The sequence below is a fragment of the Salibaculum halophilum genome (assembly GCF_002094885.1).
Lineage (GTDB): Bacteria > Pseudomonadota > Alphaproteobacteria > Rhodobacterales > Rhodobacteraceae > Salibaculum > Salibaculum halophilum.
The window spans coordinates 1-16,685 of record NZ_MSIT01000037.1; the positions used below are offsets into that span (position 1 = coordinate 1).

Below are 16,685 nucleotides of genomic sequence, written 5' to 3' on the forward strand. Positions count from 1 at the left end.
ATGGCCTCCTTTGACTTTCACGACAGGCTGCCGGCCCGCCGGTCTGTTTGTGATCAGGCGAAGCTCGCCTGAATTTCCTCGCTGATGTTCTGCGGCACCGGGTCGTAGTGCGAGAACTGCATGGTGAACTGCGCCCGCCCCGAGGACATGGACCGCAGCGTGTTGATGTAGCCGAACATGTTGGCCAGCGGCACGTCGGCCGAGATGGCGATGGCGTTGCCGCGGGGCTCCTGCCCCTGCACCTGGCCGCGCCGCGACGTCAGGTCGCCGATGATCGAGCCGGTGTATTCCTCCGGCGTGATCACCTCGACCTTCATCATCGGCTCGAGCAGCTTGGCGCCGGCCTTGCGCAGGCCCTCGCGCATAGCCATGCGCGAGGCGATCTCGAAGGCCATGACGCTGGAGTCAACGTCGTGGTACTTGCCGTCGATCAGCGCCACCTTGAAGTCGATAACCGGGAAGCCGGCCAGCGGGCCGCTGTCCATCACGCTCTCGATGCCCTTCTCGACACCGGGGATGAATTCCTTGGGCACCGAGCCGCCGACGATGCGGGACTCGAAGGAGTAGCCTTCGCCCGGTTCGGTCGGCGAGATGATCATCTTGACCTCGGCGAACTGGCCCGACCCGCCCGACTGCTTCTTGTGGGTGTAGGTGTGCTCGATCTCGTGGCCGATGGTCTCGCGATAGGCGACCTGCGGCGCGCCGATGTTGGCGTCGACCTTGAACTCGCGCTTGAGGCGATCGACCAGGATGTCCAGGTGAAGCTCGCCCATGCCCTTCATGATCGTCTGGCCCGACTCAAGGTCGGTCTCCACGCGGAAGGACGGATCCTCGGCCGCGAGCCGCGCAAGCCCCTGCGACATCTTCTCCTGGTCGCCCTTGGTCTTGGGCTCGACCGCGATCTCGATCACGGGCTCAGGGAAGGTCATGGTCTCCAGCACGACCGGGGCCTTGGGATCGCAGATCGTGTCGCCAGTGGTGGTGTCCTTGAGGCTGGCCAGGGCGATGATGTCGCCGGCGAAGGCCTCCTCGATTTCGGTGCGATCGTTGGAGTGCATCATCATCATGCGGCCGACACGCTCCTTCTTGCCCTTGGTGGCGTTGAGCATCGTGTCGCCCTTGCGCAGCACGCCCGAGTAGATCCGGGTGAAGGTCAGCGACCCGACGAAGGGGTCGTTCATGATCTTGAAGGCCAGACCCGAGAACGGCATGTCATCGTCCGCGCGGCGCGGGATGTTGCGGGTCTCGGTCTCGTCGTCGGGGGCGAACCCCATGTAGTCGACCACGTCCATGGGGCTGGGCAGGTAGTCGATCACGGCGTTCAGCAGCGGCTGAACCCCCTTGTTCTTGAAGGCGGACCCACCCAGGACCGGCACGAAGGACAGATCAAGCGTGCCCTTGCGCAGCAGCTTGCGCAGGGTCGGCACGTCAGGTTCTTCGCCGTCGAGGTAGGCCATCATGGCGTCGTCGTCCATTTCGACGGCGGCCTCGACCATCTTGCCGCGCCATTCCTCGGCCGTCTCCTTGAGACTGTCGCGGATATCCTCCTGGAACCAGCTCGCGCCCAGATCCTCGCCGCGCCAGACCCATTCCTTCATGGTGACGAGGTCGATAACACCTTCCAGCTCGTGCTCGGCCCCGATGGGCAGGGACACAGGCACGGCGCGGGCGCCGGTGCGCTCCTCGATCATGCGAACACAGTTGAAGTAGTCGGCGCCGATCTTGTCCATCTTGTTGATAAAGACGATCCGCGGCACCTGATAGCGGTCGGCCTGGCGCCAGACGGTCTCGGTCTGCGGCTCGACACCGGCGTTGGCGTCCAGCACGCAGATCGCCCCGTCGAGCACGGCGAGCGAGCGCTCGACCTCGATGGTGAAGTCCACGTGGCCCGGGGTGTCGATGATGTTCATGCGGTGCTTGAGCGAGTCCGGCTCCTTGCCGTTCTCGGTGCGCTCCCAGAAGGTGGTGGTCGCAGCCGAGGTGATCGTGATGCCACGCTCCTGTTCCTGCTCCATCCAGTCCATGGTGGCGGCGCCGTCATGGACCTCGCCGATATTGTGGGACTTGCCCGTGTAAAACAGGATCCGCTCCGAACAGGTCGTCTTGCCCGCGTCGATGTGGGCCATGATCCCGAAGTTGCGGTATCGGTCGAGGGGATAATCGCGTGCCATTTGGCCTAGTCCTCAGAAAGAGTGATGTTTACCAGCGATAATGGCTGAACGCCTTGTTGGCGTCGGCCATCTTGTGGGTGTCTTCGCGCTTTTTCACCGCGGTGCCGCGGCCGTTGACCGCATCGGCGAGCTCGCCTGCGAGGCGCTCTTCCATGGTGTTTTCGTTGCGCGTCCGGGCCGCCTTGATCAGCCAGCGGATGGCCAGCGCCTCGCGGCGCTCGGGGCGAACTTCGACGGGCACCTGGTAGGTGGCACCACCGACGCGGCGCGAGCGAACTTCCACCGCGGGCTTGATGTTGTCCAACGCCTCGTGGAACACTTCCACGGGGGCCTTCTTGAGCTTGCCTTCCACCCGGTCGAAGGCGCCGTAGACGATACTCTCGGCGGCGGACTTCTTGCCGTGGTACATCAGGTTGTTCATGAACTTGGTGAGGACCCGGTCGCCGTATTTGGCGTCGGGCAGGACTTCGCGCTTTTCGGCGGCGTGACGACGAGACATCTGTTTTTCCTCTTACTTGGGACGCTTGGCGCCGTACTTCGAGCGGCGCTGCTTGCGGTCCTTGACACCCTGAGTGTCGAGCACGCCGCGCAGGATGTGGTAGCGCACACCGGGAAGGTCTTTAACGCGGCCGCCGCGGATCAGGACGACCGAGTGTTCCTGAAGGTTGTGCTTCTCGCCAGGAATGTAGCTGATCACCTCGTAGCCGTTGGTCAAACGCACCTTAGCCACCTTCCGCATCGCCGAGTTCGGCTTCTTCGGCGTGGTGGTGTAGACACGGGTGCAGACGCCACGCTTCTGCGGGTTGCCTTCCAGGTGAAGGGACTTCTGGCGCTTGGCTTTGGGCTGCCGGGGCTTCCGGATCAGCTGCTGGATCGTTGGCATTGGGCTTTGTTCCCCACTTCATACACATGTGTAGCGAACCGGTCGGTCCGCGGTTATCGGTTCAGGCGCCTCATGCGTCCACAAAGCGCCACAAGCCCGCAGGCGTTCCCTTACCGGAGGAACGTTGCGGTGGGATATCCAGAGGATCGGGCCAGAAATAGGCCGGATCTTGACCACTGAAATTTTGATACTCAGGTACGAGGCCCACGGACCCCTGCCAAGTGCGCCGGTCTATAGGTGGAGTCGGGGGGGCTGTCAACAGCCCTGATGCACCCGTCGCACCGCCGCGGCACGGCCCCGTGCCCGGCGCCGGCAGGGCAACGTGAAAAGGCCCCGCGCCGGGCGGGGCCTTTCCTTGTCACCTAGGTCCGGACGGCGGATCAGTCGTCGCGGCTTTCGGGGGTATCGGCAAGCAGCGTGTCGAACGCGTCGCCGCCGATGACGTCATCGTCCTCGGGCGCCGCGTCGGGCGCCGCGAGGGCCGCGGCCGCCTCGGCCTCTTCGCGGCGGGCTTCGATCACGACGTTGTCACGCTCTTGGGCCACACGCTGCACCCGCTGGGCGGCCCCGCCGGTGCCGGCCGGGATCAGCCGCCCGACGATCACGTTCTCCTTCAGGCCGACCAGCTTGTCGCGTTTGCCCTGGACCGAGGCCTCGGTCAGCACGCGGGTCGTCTCCTGGAAGGAGGCCGCCGAGATGAAGCTGCGGGTCTGCAGCGACGCCTTGGTGATGCCCAGCAGGATCGGCTCGCCAGTTGCCGGGCGCCCGCCCTTGGTGACCGCCTTCTCGTTGGCCGCCTCCAGTTCCTGCTTGTCTACATGCTCGCCCTTGAGAAGCGTGGAATCCCCGCTGTCGAGAATCTCCCACTTCTGCAGCATCTGGCGCACGATCACCTCGATGTGCTTGTCGTTGATCTTCACACCCTGAAGGCGATAGACGTCCTGCACCTCGTCGATCATGTATTCGGCAAGCGCCTCGACCCCGAGGATCGACAGGATGTCGTGCGGCGCGGGGTTACCGTCCATGACATAGTCCCCCTTCTGCACGAAGTCGCCTTCCTGCACCGGGATGTGCTTGCCCTTGGGCACCATGTACTCGACCTTGTCCAGCGACTCGTCGGTGGGCTCGATCGCGATGCGCCGCTTGTTCTTGTAGTCCTTGCCGAAGCGGACGTGGCCGTCGATCTCGGCGATGATGGCGTGGTCCTTGGGACGACGGGCCTCGAACAGTTCGGCCACCCGCGGCAGACCGCCGGTGATGTCCTTGGTCTTGGCCCCCTCGCGCGGGATGCGCGCGACCACGTCGCCGGCGTCGATCTTCTGGCCATCCTCGACCGACAGCACCGCATCCACCGACATCGGATAGGTCACCGGGTGGCCCGCGTCGTTGCGCACCGGTTCGCCATTCTCGCCCACGACAAGGATCTCCGGCTTGAGCTCGTTGCCCTTGGGCGCGGCGCGCCAGTCGGACACGATCTTCTGGGTCATGCCGGTGGCCTCGTCGGTTTCCTCGCGCACGGCAACACCGTTGACCAGATCAACGAACTTGGCCGTGCCGGCCTTCTCGGCGATGATCGGCAGCGTATAGGGGTCGAACTCGTAGAGCTTGTCGCCGCGCTCGACCTGCTGACCCTCCTTGACGAAGAGCTTGGAGCCGTAGCCGACCTTGTGCGTGGTCAGCTCCTCGCCGCTCTCGTCCAGCAGGACGATGGCCATGTTGCGCCCCATCGCGATGGGTTCGCCGGCCGAGTTCTCGAGGATCTGCGCATCGCGGAACGCGATCTTGCCGGCCACCGAGGACTCCAGGAACGATTGCTGCCCGCCCTGGGCGACACCGCCGATGTGGAAGGTGCGCATGGTCAGCTGCGTGCCCGGCTCGCCGATGGACTGCGCGGCGATGATGCCCACCGCCTCGCCGATGTTGACCTGGGTGCCCCTGGCCAGGTCGCGCCCGTAGCACTGGGCGCAGACGCCGTCCTCGGCCTCGCAGGTCAGCGGGCTGCGGATCTTCATCTTGACCACGCCGGCATCGTCGATCGCGTCGGCCATGCGTTCGTCGATCAGTTCGCCACGCTTGACAAGAACCTCGTCACCGCCTGGCACGGTCACGTCCTCGGCCGCGACGCGGCCCAGGATGCGCTCGCTCATGGTCGAGACGATCTCGCCGTCGTTGATCGCCGGTTCGGCGGTGATCGCGCGGTCGGTGCCGCAGTCGGCCTCGCGCACGATGCAATCCTGCGCGACGTCGACCAGACGCCGGGTCAGGTAGCCCGAATTCGCCGTCTTGAGCGCGGTGTCCGACAGGCCCTTGCGCGCCCCGTGGGTGGAGTTGAAATACTCCAGCACGGTCAGGCCTTCCTTGAAGTTCGAGATGATCGGCGTCTCGATGATCTCGCCGCTCGGCTTGGCCATCAGGCCGCGCATCCCGCCCAGCTGCTTCATCTGGGTGACCGAGCCGCGCGCGCCCGAGTGGGCCATCATGTAGACCGAGTTCGGCTCCATCACGGCGCCGCTCTCGTCGGTCCGTTCGGCCGAGATCGTCGACATCATCGCCTCGGTGACGCGGTCATTGGCCTTGGACCAGGCATCGACGACCTTGTTGTACTTCTCGCCCTGGGTGATCAGGCCGTCCATGTACTGCTGCTCGAAGTCCTTGACCTGGCCGCGGGTCTCCTCGACCATTCCCCACTTGCCGTCGGGAATGACCATGTCGTCCTTGCCGAAGGAAATCCCGGCCCTGAAGGCCTCGCGGAAACCCATGGTCATGATCTGGTCGCAGAAGATCACCGATTCCTTCTGGCCGCAGTAGCGGTAGACGGTGTCGATGACCTGCTGCACCTCCTTCTTGCGCAGCAGACGGTTGACCAGGTCGAACGGGGCCTTGGCATTCAGCGGCAGCATCGCGCCCAGCCGGACACGGCCGGGCGTGGTCTCGAAGCGCTGGAACACCTCCTGCCCGGTCTCGTCGATCTGCTTGACGCGGGCCTGGATCCTGGCGTGCATGTGAACTTCGCCCTGTGCCAGCGCGTGTTCGACCTCTTCGACCGAGCCGAAGACCATGCCCTCGCCCTTCATGCCGGCGCGTTCGATCGTCGTGTAATACAGCCCCAGGATCATGTCCTGCGAGGGCACGATGATCGGCGCGCCGTTGGCCGGCGACAGCACGTTGTTGGTCGACATCATCAGCACGCGCGCTTCCAGCTGGGCCTCGAGGCTCAGCGGGACGTGCACGGCCATCTGGTCACCGTCGAAGTCGGCGTTGAAGGCCGAGCAGACCAGCGGGTGCAGCTGGATCGCCTTGCCCTCGATCAGGATCGGCTCAAAGGCCTGGATGCCCAGCCGGTGCAGCGTCGGCGCACGGTTGAGCAGCACCGGATGTTCGCGGATCACCTCGTCGAGGATGTCCCAGACCTCGGGGCGTTCCTTCTCGACCAGCTTTTTCGCCTGCTTGACCGTGGACGACAGACCCTTGGCCTCGAGCCGCGAGTAGATGAAGGGCTTGAACAGCTCCAACGCCATCTTCTTGGGCAAGCCGCACTGGTGCAGCTTGAGTTCCGGCCCGGTCACGATGACCGACCGGCCCGAGAAATCGACCCGCTTGCCCAGAAGGTTCTGGCGGAAGCGGCCCTGCTTGCCCTTGAGCATGTCCGACAGCGACTTGAGCGGGCGCTTGTTGGCACCGGTAATGACCCGGCCGCGGCGGCCATTGTCGAAAAGCGCATCCACCGATTCCTGCAGCATCCGCTTTTCGTTGCGCACGATGATGTCGGGCGCGCGCAGCTCGATCAGCCGCTTGAGGCGGTTGTTGCGGTTGATGACCCGGCGGTAGAGGTCGTTCAGGTCCGAGGTCGCGAAACGGCCCCCGTCCAGCGGCACCAGCGGGCGCAGTTCCGGCGGTATCACGGGCACCACGGTCATGATCATCCATTCCGGGCGGTTGCCGCTCTCGATGAAGCTCTCGACCACCTTGAGGCGCTTGATGATCTTCTTGGGCTTCAGTTCGCCCGTGGCCTCCTTGAGGTCCTCGCGCAGCTGCTCGGCCTCGGCCTCCAGATCGATCTGCGACAGCATCTCGCGGATGGCCTCGGCGCCGATGTTGGCGGTGAAGGCGTCCATGCCGTACTGGTCCTGCGCGTCGAGGAATTCCTCCTCGGTCATCAGCGCGCCGTATTTCAGATCGGTCAGGCCGGGTTCGATCACCACGTAGTTCTCGAAGTAGAGAACGCGTTCGAGGTCGCGCAGGGTCATGTCCAGCATCAGGCCGATGCGGCTGGGCAGCGACTTGAGAAACCAGATATGGGCGACGGGCGCGGCCAGCTCGATGTGGCCCATGCGTTCGCGGCGGACCTTCTGCAGGGTCACCTCGACGCCGCACTTCTCGCAGACGACGCCGCGATACTTCATGCGCTTGTACTTGCCGCACAGGCACTCGTAGTCCTTGATCGGGCCGAAGATTCGCGCGCAGAACAGGCCGTCACGCTCGGGCTTGAACGTGCGGTAGTTGATGGTTTCGGGCTTCTTGATCTCGCCGAAGGACCACGAGAGGATCCGCTCGGGCGAGGCAAGGGAGACCTTGATCTCGTCGAAGATCTTGGCCGGGGCGGTCGGGTTGAACGGGTTGTTGGTCAGTTCCTGGTTCATGTCTTTCCCTCGAAATACGGGCTGGAAGGGGCGCGCGGGCACGGGTCTTGATCAGGAACCGCGCCCGCAAGGGTTTTCATCGAAAATCCCTAGTCGTCCTCCTCCGAGTCCAGGAGTTCCATGTTGAGGCCGAGGCCGCGGACTTCCTTCACGAGCACGTTGAAGCTCTCGGGCACGCCGGCCTCGAAGTTGTCCTCGCCCTTGACGATGCTCTCGTAGACCTTGGTGCGGCCTGCCACGTCGTCGGATTTCACCGTCAGCATCTCCTGCAGGGTGTAGGCGGCGCCGTAGGCTTCCAGCGCCCAGACCTCCATCTCGCCGAAGCGCTGGCCACCGAACTGCGCCTTGCCGCCCAGCGGCTGCTGGGTCACGAGGCTGTAGGGGCCAGTTGACCGGGCGTGGATCTTGTCGTCGACAAGGTGGTGCAGCTTGAGCAGATACTTTATGCCAACCGTGACGGGGCGGCTGAACTGCTCGCCGGTGCGGCCGTCATAGAGCAGCGACTGCCCGGACTCATCGAAGCCCGCACGACGCAACGCGTCGTTGACGTCGTCCTCCTTGGCACCGTCGAAGACCGGCGTCGCGATCGGCACGCCGTTCGTGACATTGCCGGCCGCTTCCAGCAGATGCTTTTCGTCCATGCCCTCGATGCCTTCGTCATAGACCTCGTCACCATAGGCGATCTTCATGGCGTCCTTAACCGGCGACAGGTCACCCGACCGGCGGTATTCGCCCAGCGCGTCCTCGATCTGGTTGCCGAGGCCGCGGGCCGCCCAGCCCATGTGCGTCTCGAGGATCTGGCCGACGTTCATCCGGCTGGGCACGCCCAGCGGGTTGAGCACGAAATCGACCGGCGTGCCATCCTGCAGGAAGGGCATGTCCTCTTCGGGGACCACCTTGGAAATAACGCCCTTGTTGCCGTGCCGGCCGGCCATCTTGTCACCCGGCTGAAGCTTGCGCTTCACGGCCACAAAGACCTTGACCATCTTCATCACGCCGGGCGGCAGGTCGTCGCCGCGGCGGACCTTTTCGACCTTGTCCTCGAAGCGGGCGTCCAGCTGGCGCTTCTGCGCCTCGTACTGTTCGTTCAGCGCCTCGACGACCTGGGCGTCCTCCTCTTCCTTGAGTGCCAGCTGCCACCAGTGGCTGCGGGGCATTTCCTCGAGGATTTCGGGCGTGATCTCGGTGCCCGCGCTGATCCCCTTGGGTCCCTTGGCGACGGTCTTGCCGATCAGCATCGAGTTGAGCCGCGCGTAGATGTTGCGATCGAGGATCGCCAGCTCGTCGTCGCGGTCCCGGCCAAGGCGCTCGACCTCTTCCCGCTCGATCTGCAGCGCGCGTTCGTCCTTTTCCACACCGTGGCGGTTGAAAACGCGCACCTCCAGGATCGTGCCGTAATCCCCCGGCGGCAGGCGCAGCGAGGTATCGCGCACGTCGCTGGCCTTTTCGCCGAAGATCGCGCGCAGCAGCTTTTCCTCGGGGGTCATCGGGCTCTCGCCCTTGGGGGTGATCTTGCCCACCAGGATATCGCCCGGCCCCACTTCGGCGCCGATATAGACGATGCCCGCCTCGTCGAGGTTGCGCAGGGCCTCCTCGCCGACGTTGGGGATGTCGCGGGTGATTTCCTCGGGCCCCAGCTTGGTGTCGCGGGCGGCGACCTCGAATTCCTCGATGTGAACGCTGGTGAAGACGTCGTCCTTGACGATCCGTTCCGAAATCAGGATCGAATCCTCGTAGTTGTAGCCGTTCCAGGGCATGAAGGCCGTGACCACGTTCTTGCCCAGGGCCAGTTCGCCGATATCCGTCGACGGGCCATCGGCGATCACTTCGCCCTTGCCGACCGTGTCGCCGACCTTCACCAGCGGGCGCTGGTTGATGCAGGTGTTCTGGTTCGACCGCTGGAACTTGCGCATCCGGTAGATATCGACGCCGGGGTCGCCGACCTCGAGATCCTCGGTGGCGCGAATGACGATCCGCTGGGCATCGACCTGGTCGATGATCCCGGCCCGCCGGGCCTGGATCGCCGCGCCCGAATCCGTGGCTACCTGACCCTCGATGCCGGTGCCTACCAAGGGCGCCTCGGAGCGCAGCGTCGGAACCGCCTGGCGCTGCATGTTCGAGCCCATCAGCGCGCGGTTGGCGTCGTCATTCTCGAGGAACGGGATCAGCGAGGCCGCGACCGAGACCAGCTGCTTGGGGCTGACGTCGATCAGATCCACATTCTCGTTCGGGGCCAGGGTGTATTCGCCGTTCTGCCGCGTCGAGACCAGATCGTTGACGAACTTCATGTCGGTGTCGAGGTTGGCGTTGGCCTGGGCGACCGTGTGGCGCATCTCCTCGGTGGCGGACATGTAGTGCACCTCGTCGGAGACCTCGCCGTTCTGGACGACGCGATACGGGGTCTCGATGAAGCCGTACTTGTTCACCCGCGCGTAGGTGGCCAGCGAGTTGATCAGGCCGATGTTCGGCCCTTCCGGCGTCTCGATCGGGCACACGCGACCATAATGGGTCGGGTGCACGTCGCGCACCTCGAAACCGGCGCGTTCACGGGTGAGGCCGCCGGGCCCGAGCGCCGAGAGGCGGCGCTTGTGCGTGACTTCCGACAGCGGGTTTGTCTGGTCCATGAACTGCGACAGCTGCGACGAGCCGAAGAATTCGCGCACCGCGGCCGCGGCCGGCTTGGCGTTGATCAGGTCCTGCGGCATGACCGTGTCGATCTCGACGCTGGACATGCGCTCCTTGATCGCGCGTTCCATGCGCAGCAGGCCGACGCGGTACTGGTTCTCCATCAGCTCGCCGACCGAGCGCACCCGGCGGTTGCCGAGGTGGTCGATGTCGTCGATGTCGCCGCGCCCGTCGCGCAGGTCTACCAGCGCCTTGATACAGGCCACGATATCCTCGCGGCGCAGGGTGCGCTGGGTGTCCTCGGCATCGAGGTTCAGGCGCATGTTCATCTTGACGCGGCCAACAGCGGACAGGTCATAGCGCTCGCTGTCGAAGAACAGCGTGTCGAAGAGCGCGCTGGCCGCATCGACAGTGGGCGGCTCGCCCGGGCGCATGACGCGGTAGATGTCCATGAGCGCGCTTTCGCGGTCCATGTTCTTGTCCTGCGCCATGGTGTTGCGCATGTAGGGGCCGACGCTGACGTTATCGATGTCCAGCACCGGTATGGACGACACGCCGGCGTCCAGCAGCTCCTTGACCGTGCCGCCGATGATCTCGCCGTCCTTGTCCGTCTCGAGGGTCAGCTCGTCGCCGGCCTCAACGTAGATGGCGCCGGTTTCCTCGTTGATGATGTCCTTGGCCGCGAACTTGCCGACGATGCTCTCGAAGGGCACCAGCAGGTCTGTGACGGTGCCTTCGTCGATCAGCTTCTTGACGGCGCGGGGCGTGATCTTCTTGCCGGCCTCGGCGATCACTTCGCCGGTCTTAGCGTCAACCAGATCGTGCGTCGGACGGGTACCGCGCACTCGCTCGGGGAAGAACCTGGTCTTCCAGGCGCGCTTTTTCTTGTCGAAGGAATAGTCGACCGTGTCGTAATAGGCATTCATGATGCCCTCCTGGTCGAGCCCCAGCGCATAGAGCAGGGTCGTGACCGGCAGCTTGCGGCGTCGGTCGATGCGCGCGTACACAAGGTCCTTTGCGTCGAACTCGAAGTCGAGCCACGAACCGCGGTACGGAATGATCCGGCAGGCAAAGAGCAGCTTGCCCGAGCTGTGGGTCTTGCCCTTGTCGTGGTCGAAGAACACGCCCGGGCTGCGGTGCATCTGGGACACGATGACCCGCTCGGTGCCGTTGACGATGAAGGTGCCGTTCTCGGTCATCAGGGGCATGTCGCCCATGAAGACGTCCTGTTCCTTGATGTCCTTGACCGACTTGGCGCCCGTGTCCTCGTCGGCGTCGAAGACGATCAGCCGCAGCGTCACCTTGAGCGGCGCGGCATAGGTCATGTCGCGCTGTTGGCATTCCTCGACGTCGTACTTGGGCTTTTCCAGCTCGTAGCGGACGAATTCGAGGACCGAGTTCTCGTTGAAATCCTTGATCGGGAAGACCGACTGGAAGGTCCCCTTGATGCCCTCGCCGTCGATGGGCTCGGGGCCCTCGCCGGAGTCGAGAAAGAGGTCGTAGCTGGATTTCTGAACCTGGATGAGGTTCGGCATTTCAAGGACTTCACGGATCTTGCCGTAGTACTTGCGCAAGCGTTTCTGGCCGAGGAACGATTGAGCCATGTGTCTTGTCACCTTTCAGTCTCTGCTGGTGGTCCGGGCCGTGGGGCGGCGGCGCAGACCCCGCGTGAGAGCGGATCGTTTCGGTCAATTCCTGGCGCCCGTCCCACCGGGCGCCTCCCGACCTGTGAACCGATCCAAAAGGACGCATCCGCAAATGCGGCCTCTAAGACGGGTTCGGCTGGACCCGTTTTTCGACGGGTCCAGCCAGTGATGTCGCGGCCGGGCGGGGACCTGCTGCCCCCGGACGGCTCGCAGAGGGCATGCCTCAGGCCAGCTCGATCTCGGCGCCGGCGTCTTCCAGCTTGCCCTTGATCTCTTCGGCTTCGGCCTTGTCGACGCCTTCCTTGATCTTGCCGCCGCTCTCGACCAGTTCCTTGGCCTCTTTCAGGCCCAGGCCGGTGATGCCGCGGACTTCCTTGATCACGTTGATCTTGGAGGCGCCGGCGCTCTTGAGCACGACGTCGAATTCAGTCTGCTCCTCCTCGGCTTCGCCGCCGCCTCCGTCGGCCGGGCCGGCCATCATGACGGCACCGCCCGAGGCGGGCTCGATGCCGTATTCGTCCTTGAGGATTTCTTTCAGTTCCTGGGCTTCGAGAAGGGTCAGGCCCACGATCTCTTCAGCAAGTTTCTTCAGATCAGCCATTTTACTGTTTCCGTTCCATTCAGTTGTGTTCCAACGTCGGGGCACGCGCCCCACGAGGGCAGTTCAGTTGCTCAGGCAGCTTTCTCTTCGATGGTCGAAAGAATGCCCGCGATGTTCGAAGCAGGTGCGCCAACGGCCCCGGCGATGTTCGACGCAGGCGCGACGATGCAGCCGGCGATGGAGGCGATGAGCTCCTCGCGGGACGGCATCTTGGCCACACGTTCGACACCGGCGGTGTCCAGCACCGTCTCTCCCATTGCGCCGCCGAGGATAACAAGCTTGCTGTTACCCTTGGCATAGTCCTGAACCACCTTGGCCGCGGCCACGGGGTCTTCGGAATAGGAAAGCACGGTCATGCCCGTCATCAGGTTCGCAATGCTCTCGCACGGCTTCCCCTTCAGGGCGATCTTGGCGAGCCTGTTCTTGGCAACGCGCACGGACCCGCCCGCCTCGCGCATGCGCGCGCGCAGGTCCTGCATCTCGGCAACTGTCAGGCCCTCGTAGTGGGAAACCACCACGACGCCAGAGCTTTCGAAGATCTGGCCGAGTTCCTCGACCACTTTCTCTTTCTGGGCTCTATCCACAGTTTCACTCCAAGTATGGGGATCGCTCCCCGGCTCGTTCCGGATGGACCGGCCGGTCCATCCACTTCGGGTCCGTGAGGGTCCCGAGGCCTTGATCGCCCGAGGGTCGAAGCCGACCCGAACGGAAATCTCGTCTCGTTCCCCATCTCGGGAAGGAATTACAGGACCGCAATCCAACCCTCCGTCTCGGACAGGACGGGGCCGATGGTCAGGCCCCGCCATTCAGCGCCCCGAGGGGCGCGGAATCTCTCAGGCGCTGCCGGTGGCGCTGTCCACCGCAACGGTCACGCCGGGGCCCATGGTCGAGCTCAGCGCGATCTTCTTCAAATATGCGCCCTTGGCGCCGGCCGGCTTGGCCTTCTGCACCGCGTCCACGAAGGCCTTCAGGTTCTCTTCCAGCTTGCCGGCGTCAAAACTGGCCTTGCCGATACCGGCATGGATGACGCCCGCCTTCTCGACCTTGAACTGGACCTCGCCGCCCTTGGCGGCCTCGACGGCCTCTTTCACGTCCATGGTCACGGTGCCGACCTTGGGGTTCGGCATCAGGTTTCGCGGGCCGAGGATCTTGCCCAGCCGGCCGACGACGGGCATCATGTCCGGTGTCGCGATGCAGCGTTCGAACTCGATCGTGCCGCCCTGGATGGTCTCCATCAGGTCCTCGGCGCCGATGATGTCGGCCCCGGCGGCCTTGGCCTCTTCCGCCTTGTCGCCGCGGGCGAAGACGGCCACGCGGACGTCCTTGCCGGTGCCGTTGGGCAGGCTGACCTTGCCGCGCACCATCTGGTCTGCGTGGCGCGGGTCGACCCCCAGGCAGACGGCGACCTCGACGGTCTCGTCGAACTTGGCCTTGGCGTTCTCCTTGATCAGCGAGACGGCCTCGGTGACCGAAACGTTGTCTTTGCCCTTGACGACATCGCGGGCGGCGCGGGCGCGTTTTCCAAGCTTTGCCATCTTACTTCACCTCGATGCCCATGGACTTGGCCGAGCCAAGGATAATCTTCATGGCGCTTTCCATGTCGTTGGCGCTGAGGTCCTGCATCTTGGCCTCGGCAATCTCCTGCACCTGCTTCTTGGTCACCGTGCCGGCGGTCTGGCGCGACGGGGTCGTCGCCCCCGACTTCAGGTTCGCCGCCTTCTTGAGGTAGTAGGACGCCGGGGGCGTCTTGATCTCGAGCGCGAAGGACTTGTCCTGGTAGTAGGTGATCAGCGTCGGGCACGGCGCGCCCTGCTCCATCTCCTGGGTCTTGGCGTTGAACGCCTTGCAGAATTCCATGATGTTGATCCCGCGCTGACCCAGCGCGGGGCCCACGGGCGGCGACGGGTTGGCCTGCCCCGCAGGGATCTGCAGCTTCATCGTGCCGGCAAGTTTCTTGGCCATCTGGCCTCTCCTTTTTCACAACTGGGGGCGAAACGCGATCCGCCCCGTCTTCGTCGTCGTGGTCAGCCCGGTCACACGCCTGCGCCGCAGCCCCCACGATTGCTCCACTCAGGTTTGCTTGGTGACCTGCGTGAATTCCAGCTCGACTGGCGTTTCCCGGCCGAAGATCGACACCGACACCTTCAGGCGCTGGTTGTCGTCGTCCACTTCCTCGATCATGCCGTCGAAGTCTTCGAAGGGGCCGTCGTTGACCTTGACCCTCTCACCGATCTCGAACGAGATCAGCGTGCGCGGCGCCTCTTCGCCCTCGGCGACGCGGCCCAGGATCGCCTGCACCTCTGCATCTCGCATCGGCATAGGCCGGCCCTGCGGGCCGAGGAACCCGGTGACGCGGTTGATACCGTTGATCAGGTGATACCCCTCGTCAGACATTTCCATATGGACCAGCACGTAGCCCGGCATGAAGCGGCGCTCTGCCGTGACCTTCTTGCCGCGGCGGACTTCGATCACCTCTTCGGTGGGGACCAGAACCTCGTCGATCTGGTCTTCCAGTCCCTTCTCGGCGACCTTGGTGTGGATCTGCTCGGCGATTTTCTTCTCGAAGTTCGAGAGGACACTCACCGAATACCAACGTTTCGCCATGTTGCCCGACACCCCGTGGCCCGCGGCCCGAAAGCCAAAAGTTTCCAATTTTTCCAGACGCTTAACGCGCGGCTTCCGCTAAGAAAAGTGGCGCGCAACGCGATTCGCCGCACGCCCGTCCGGAAAGTCCGCCGCGAATACCGCCCCGCGCAGGTGAATTCAAGGGGGCATCGCGGCTTTCCGCAAGCGCTCAGCCGAAGGCGTTCAGCACCCCTTCAAGCCCCATTCGGATGAAAAGGTCCACGATCGAGAAGAAGGCCGCCATGAAAGCCGCCAGCAGGAATACCATGATCGTGGTCATGACCACCTCGCGGCGGGTCGGCCAGACGACCTTGGAGACCTCCGCGCGGACCTGCTGCATGAACTGGACAGGGTTGGTGCGTGCCATGGAATGCCCTTTTCTACGACCTGCGATCAGATACGCCGCCTGCCGCCGCTTTTCAACCCGGGATCGGCCCCGGGTTGGCGATTGCGCTGCGCTTCACTTGACTTGCGCGGGAGGGTGGCAGGGGCAGCAGGGCTCGAACCCGCGACCTACGGTTTTGGAGACCGTCGCTCTACCAACTGAGCTATACCCCTATAGTGCTTGTCGGATTATCCCGCGGCGACGCCGGGATCAAGGGGGCGGCTTGTCTTCGGACCGGAAATTGTCGCATCTAGGCGCAACCCGACCAGGAGACCGCGCGATGAAGACCCTGCGCCGCCGCATCGAACAATCCGCCTTCGCGGCCTGGCTTCCCGCGTTCATAATCGGGTGTTACCTGCGGGTGGTTGACCGAACCACGCGCTGGCAAGGCGAGGGGGTCGCGGCACTGCAGCAGGATCTGGCGCGCGGTCCGGTCCTTCTGGTTGTCTGGCACCAGCACCTTCTGATGGTCCCGGCGCACTGGCCCGGGGCGGGCGGGCCGCTGATCAGCATCCACGACACCTCTCCGATCGGACGCGCGGCCGGGGCGCTCTATCGCCACTTCGGCCAGCGGTCGATGCAGATCGACAGGCGCAGCTCGAACCTGCGCGCCGCCCGCGCGGTTCTGCGCCAGACCCGGGCGGGTATCAGCGCCGGCATCACCGGCGACGGGCCGAACGGCCCGGCCTTTGTCCTGAAAGATGCGCCGCTGGACTGGGCCAGCGCGATGGGCTGCCCGGTCTACACCTACGCCTTCGCGCACAGCCGCCAGCGCGCCCTTGCCACTTGGGACAGTATGGTGCTGCCCCGCCCCTTCGGCCGGGGGCGCTTCGTATTCCGCCGCTGGTCCGAAGCGCCCGCCCGGCGCACCGACGCGACCGAACAGGAGCGCCTGCGCGCCTCGCTCGTCAATCTTCTCAACGAAACCGCGAACGCGGCGGCGATGACAGACTGACCGGGCAGCGAGGTCTGGGAGCAGCGGACGAGCTGGACCGGCAAATCCGTGCGATACCGGAAAATTTCCGCTGTGATCCCACCCGGCAAACACGAAAAAGGGCCGCCCGAGGGCGGCCCTTCGCGATCCGTGCCTGCGGCACCTGTTACATGCC

Annotated in this window: 12 protein-coding genes and 1 tRNA gene; 1 reads left to right on the plus strand and 12 read right to left on the minus strand. The window is 64.5% G+C overall.

Annotated features, from left to right (window positions below):
* Positions 1–53 precede the first annotated feature (53 nt).
* The 12 genes from fusA to BU124_RS13750 all read right to left on the minus strand — a co-directional run bounded on the left by fusA (position 54) and on the right by BU124_RS13750 (position 15,749).
* Entirely contained in the window at positions 54–2,171 is a 2,118-nt protein-coding gene (fusA, locus tag BU124_RS13695; RefSeq protein WP_084864136.1) for an elongation factor G, read from the minus strand.
* A 28-nt stretch (positions 2,172–2,199) separates the two neighbouring features.
* Positions 2,200–2,670, minus strand: coding sequence for a 30S ribosomal protein S7 (gene rpsG / locus BU124_RS13700; RefSeq protein ID WP_084864137.1), 471 nt, complete (start codon positions 2,668–2,670; stop codon positions 2,200–2,202).
* A gap of 12 nt (positions 2,671–2,682) precedes the next feature.
* Positions 2,683–3,054, minus strand: a complete 372-nt coding sequence (gene rpsL / locus BU124_RS13705; RefSeq protein WP_084864138.1) for a 30S ribosomal protein S12 — start codon at positions 3,052–3,054, stop codon at positions 2,683–2,685.
* A gap of 380 nt (positions 3,055–3,434) precedes the next feature.
* The gene (gene rpoC / locus BU124_RS13710; protein WP_084864139.1) at positions 3,435–7,694 is read right to left on the minus strand and encodes a DNA-directed RNA polymerase subunit beta'; all 4,260 of its coding nucleotides are present in this window, start codon (positions 7,692–7,694) and stop codon (positions 3,435–3,437) included.
* An 89-nt stretch (positions 7,695–7,783) separates the two neighbouring features.
* Complete coding sequence (gene rpoB, locus BU124_RS13715; protein ID WP_084864140.1) at positions 7,784–11,923, minus strand: DNA-directed RNA polymerase subunit beta; 4,140 nt, start codon at positions 11,921–11,923, stop codon at positions 7,784–7,786.
* Between the two features lie 265 nt (positions 11,924–12,188).
* Positions 12,189–12,566, minus strand: a complete 378-nt coding sequence (gene rplL, locus BU124_RS13720) for a 50S ribosomal protein L7/L12 (protein WP_084864141.1) — start codon at positions 12,564–12,566, stop codon at positions 12,189–12,191.
* 71 nt (positions 12,567–12,637) lie between these two features.
* Positions 12,638–13,150, minus strand: a complete 513-nt coding sequence (rplJ, locus tag BU124_RS13725; protein WP_084864142.1) for a 50S ribosomal protein L10 — start codon at positions 13,148–13,150, stop codon at positions 12,638–12,640.
* 249 nt (positions 13,151–13,399) lie between these two features.
* Positions 13,400–14,101 (minus strand): 50S ribosomal protein L1, encoded by a 702-nt coding sequence (rplA, locus tag BU124_RS13730; protein ID WP_084864143.1) that lies wholly within the window; start codon positions 14,099–14,101, stop codon positions 13,400–13,402.
* 1 nt (position 14,102) lies between these two features.
* A complete protein-coding gene (gene rplK / locus BU124_RS13735; protein ID WP_084864144.1) occupies positions 14,103–14,528 on the minus strand; it encodes a 50S ribosomal protein L11 in 426 nt (141 codons plus the stop codon).
* Between the two features lie 108 nt (positions 14,529–14,636).
* On the minus strand, positions 14,637–15,170 hold the full coding sequence (gene nusG / locus BU124_RS13740; protein WP_084864147.1) for a transcription termination/antitermination protein NusG: 534 nt from the start codon (positions 15,168–15,170) through the stop codon (positions 14,637–14,639).
* 190 nt (positions 15,171–15,360) lie between these two features.
* Positions 15,361–15,558, minus strand: coding sequence for a preprotein translocase subunit SecE (gene secE, locus BU124_RS13745; RefSeq protein ID WP_084864145.1), 198 nt, complete (start codon positions 15,556–15,558; stop codon positions 15,361–15,363).
* A 115-nt stretch (positions 15,559–15,673) separates the two neighbouring features.
* Positions 15,674–15,749, minus strand: a tRNA-Trp gene (locus BU124_RS13750).
* 107 nt (positions 15,750–15,856) lie between these two features.
* Here BU124_RS13750 and BU124_RS13755 point away from each other — a divergent pair.
* Positions 15,857–16,531 carry a lysophospholipid acyltransferase family protein gene (locus BU124_RS13755; RefSeq protein ID WP_084864146.1) on the plus strand — a complete coding sequence of 225 codons (675 nt, stop codon included), beginning with the start codon at positions 15,857–15,859 and terminating at the stop codon, positions 16,529–16,531.
* Positions 16,532–16,685: the final 154 nt, after the last annotated feature.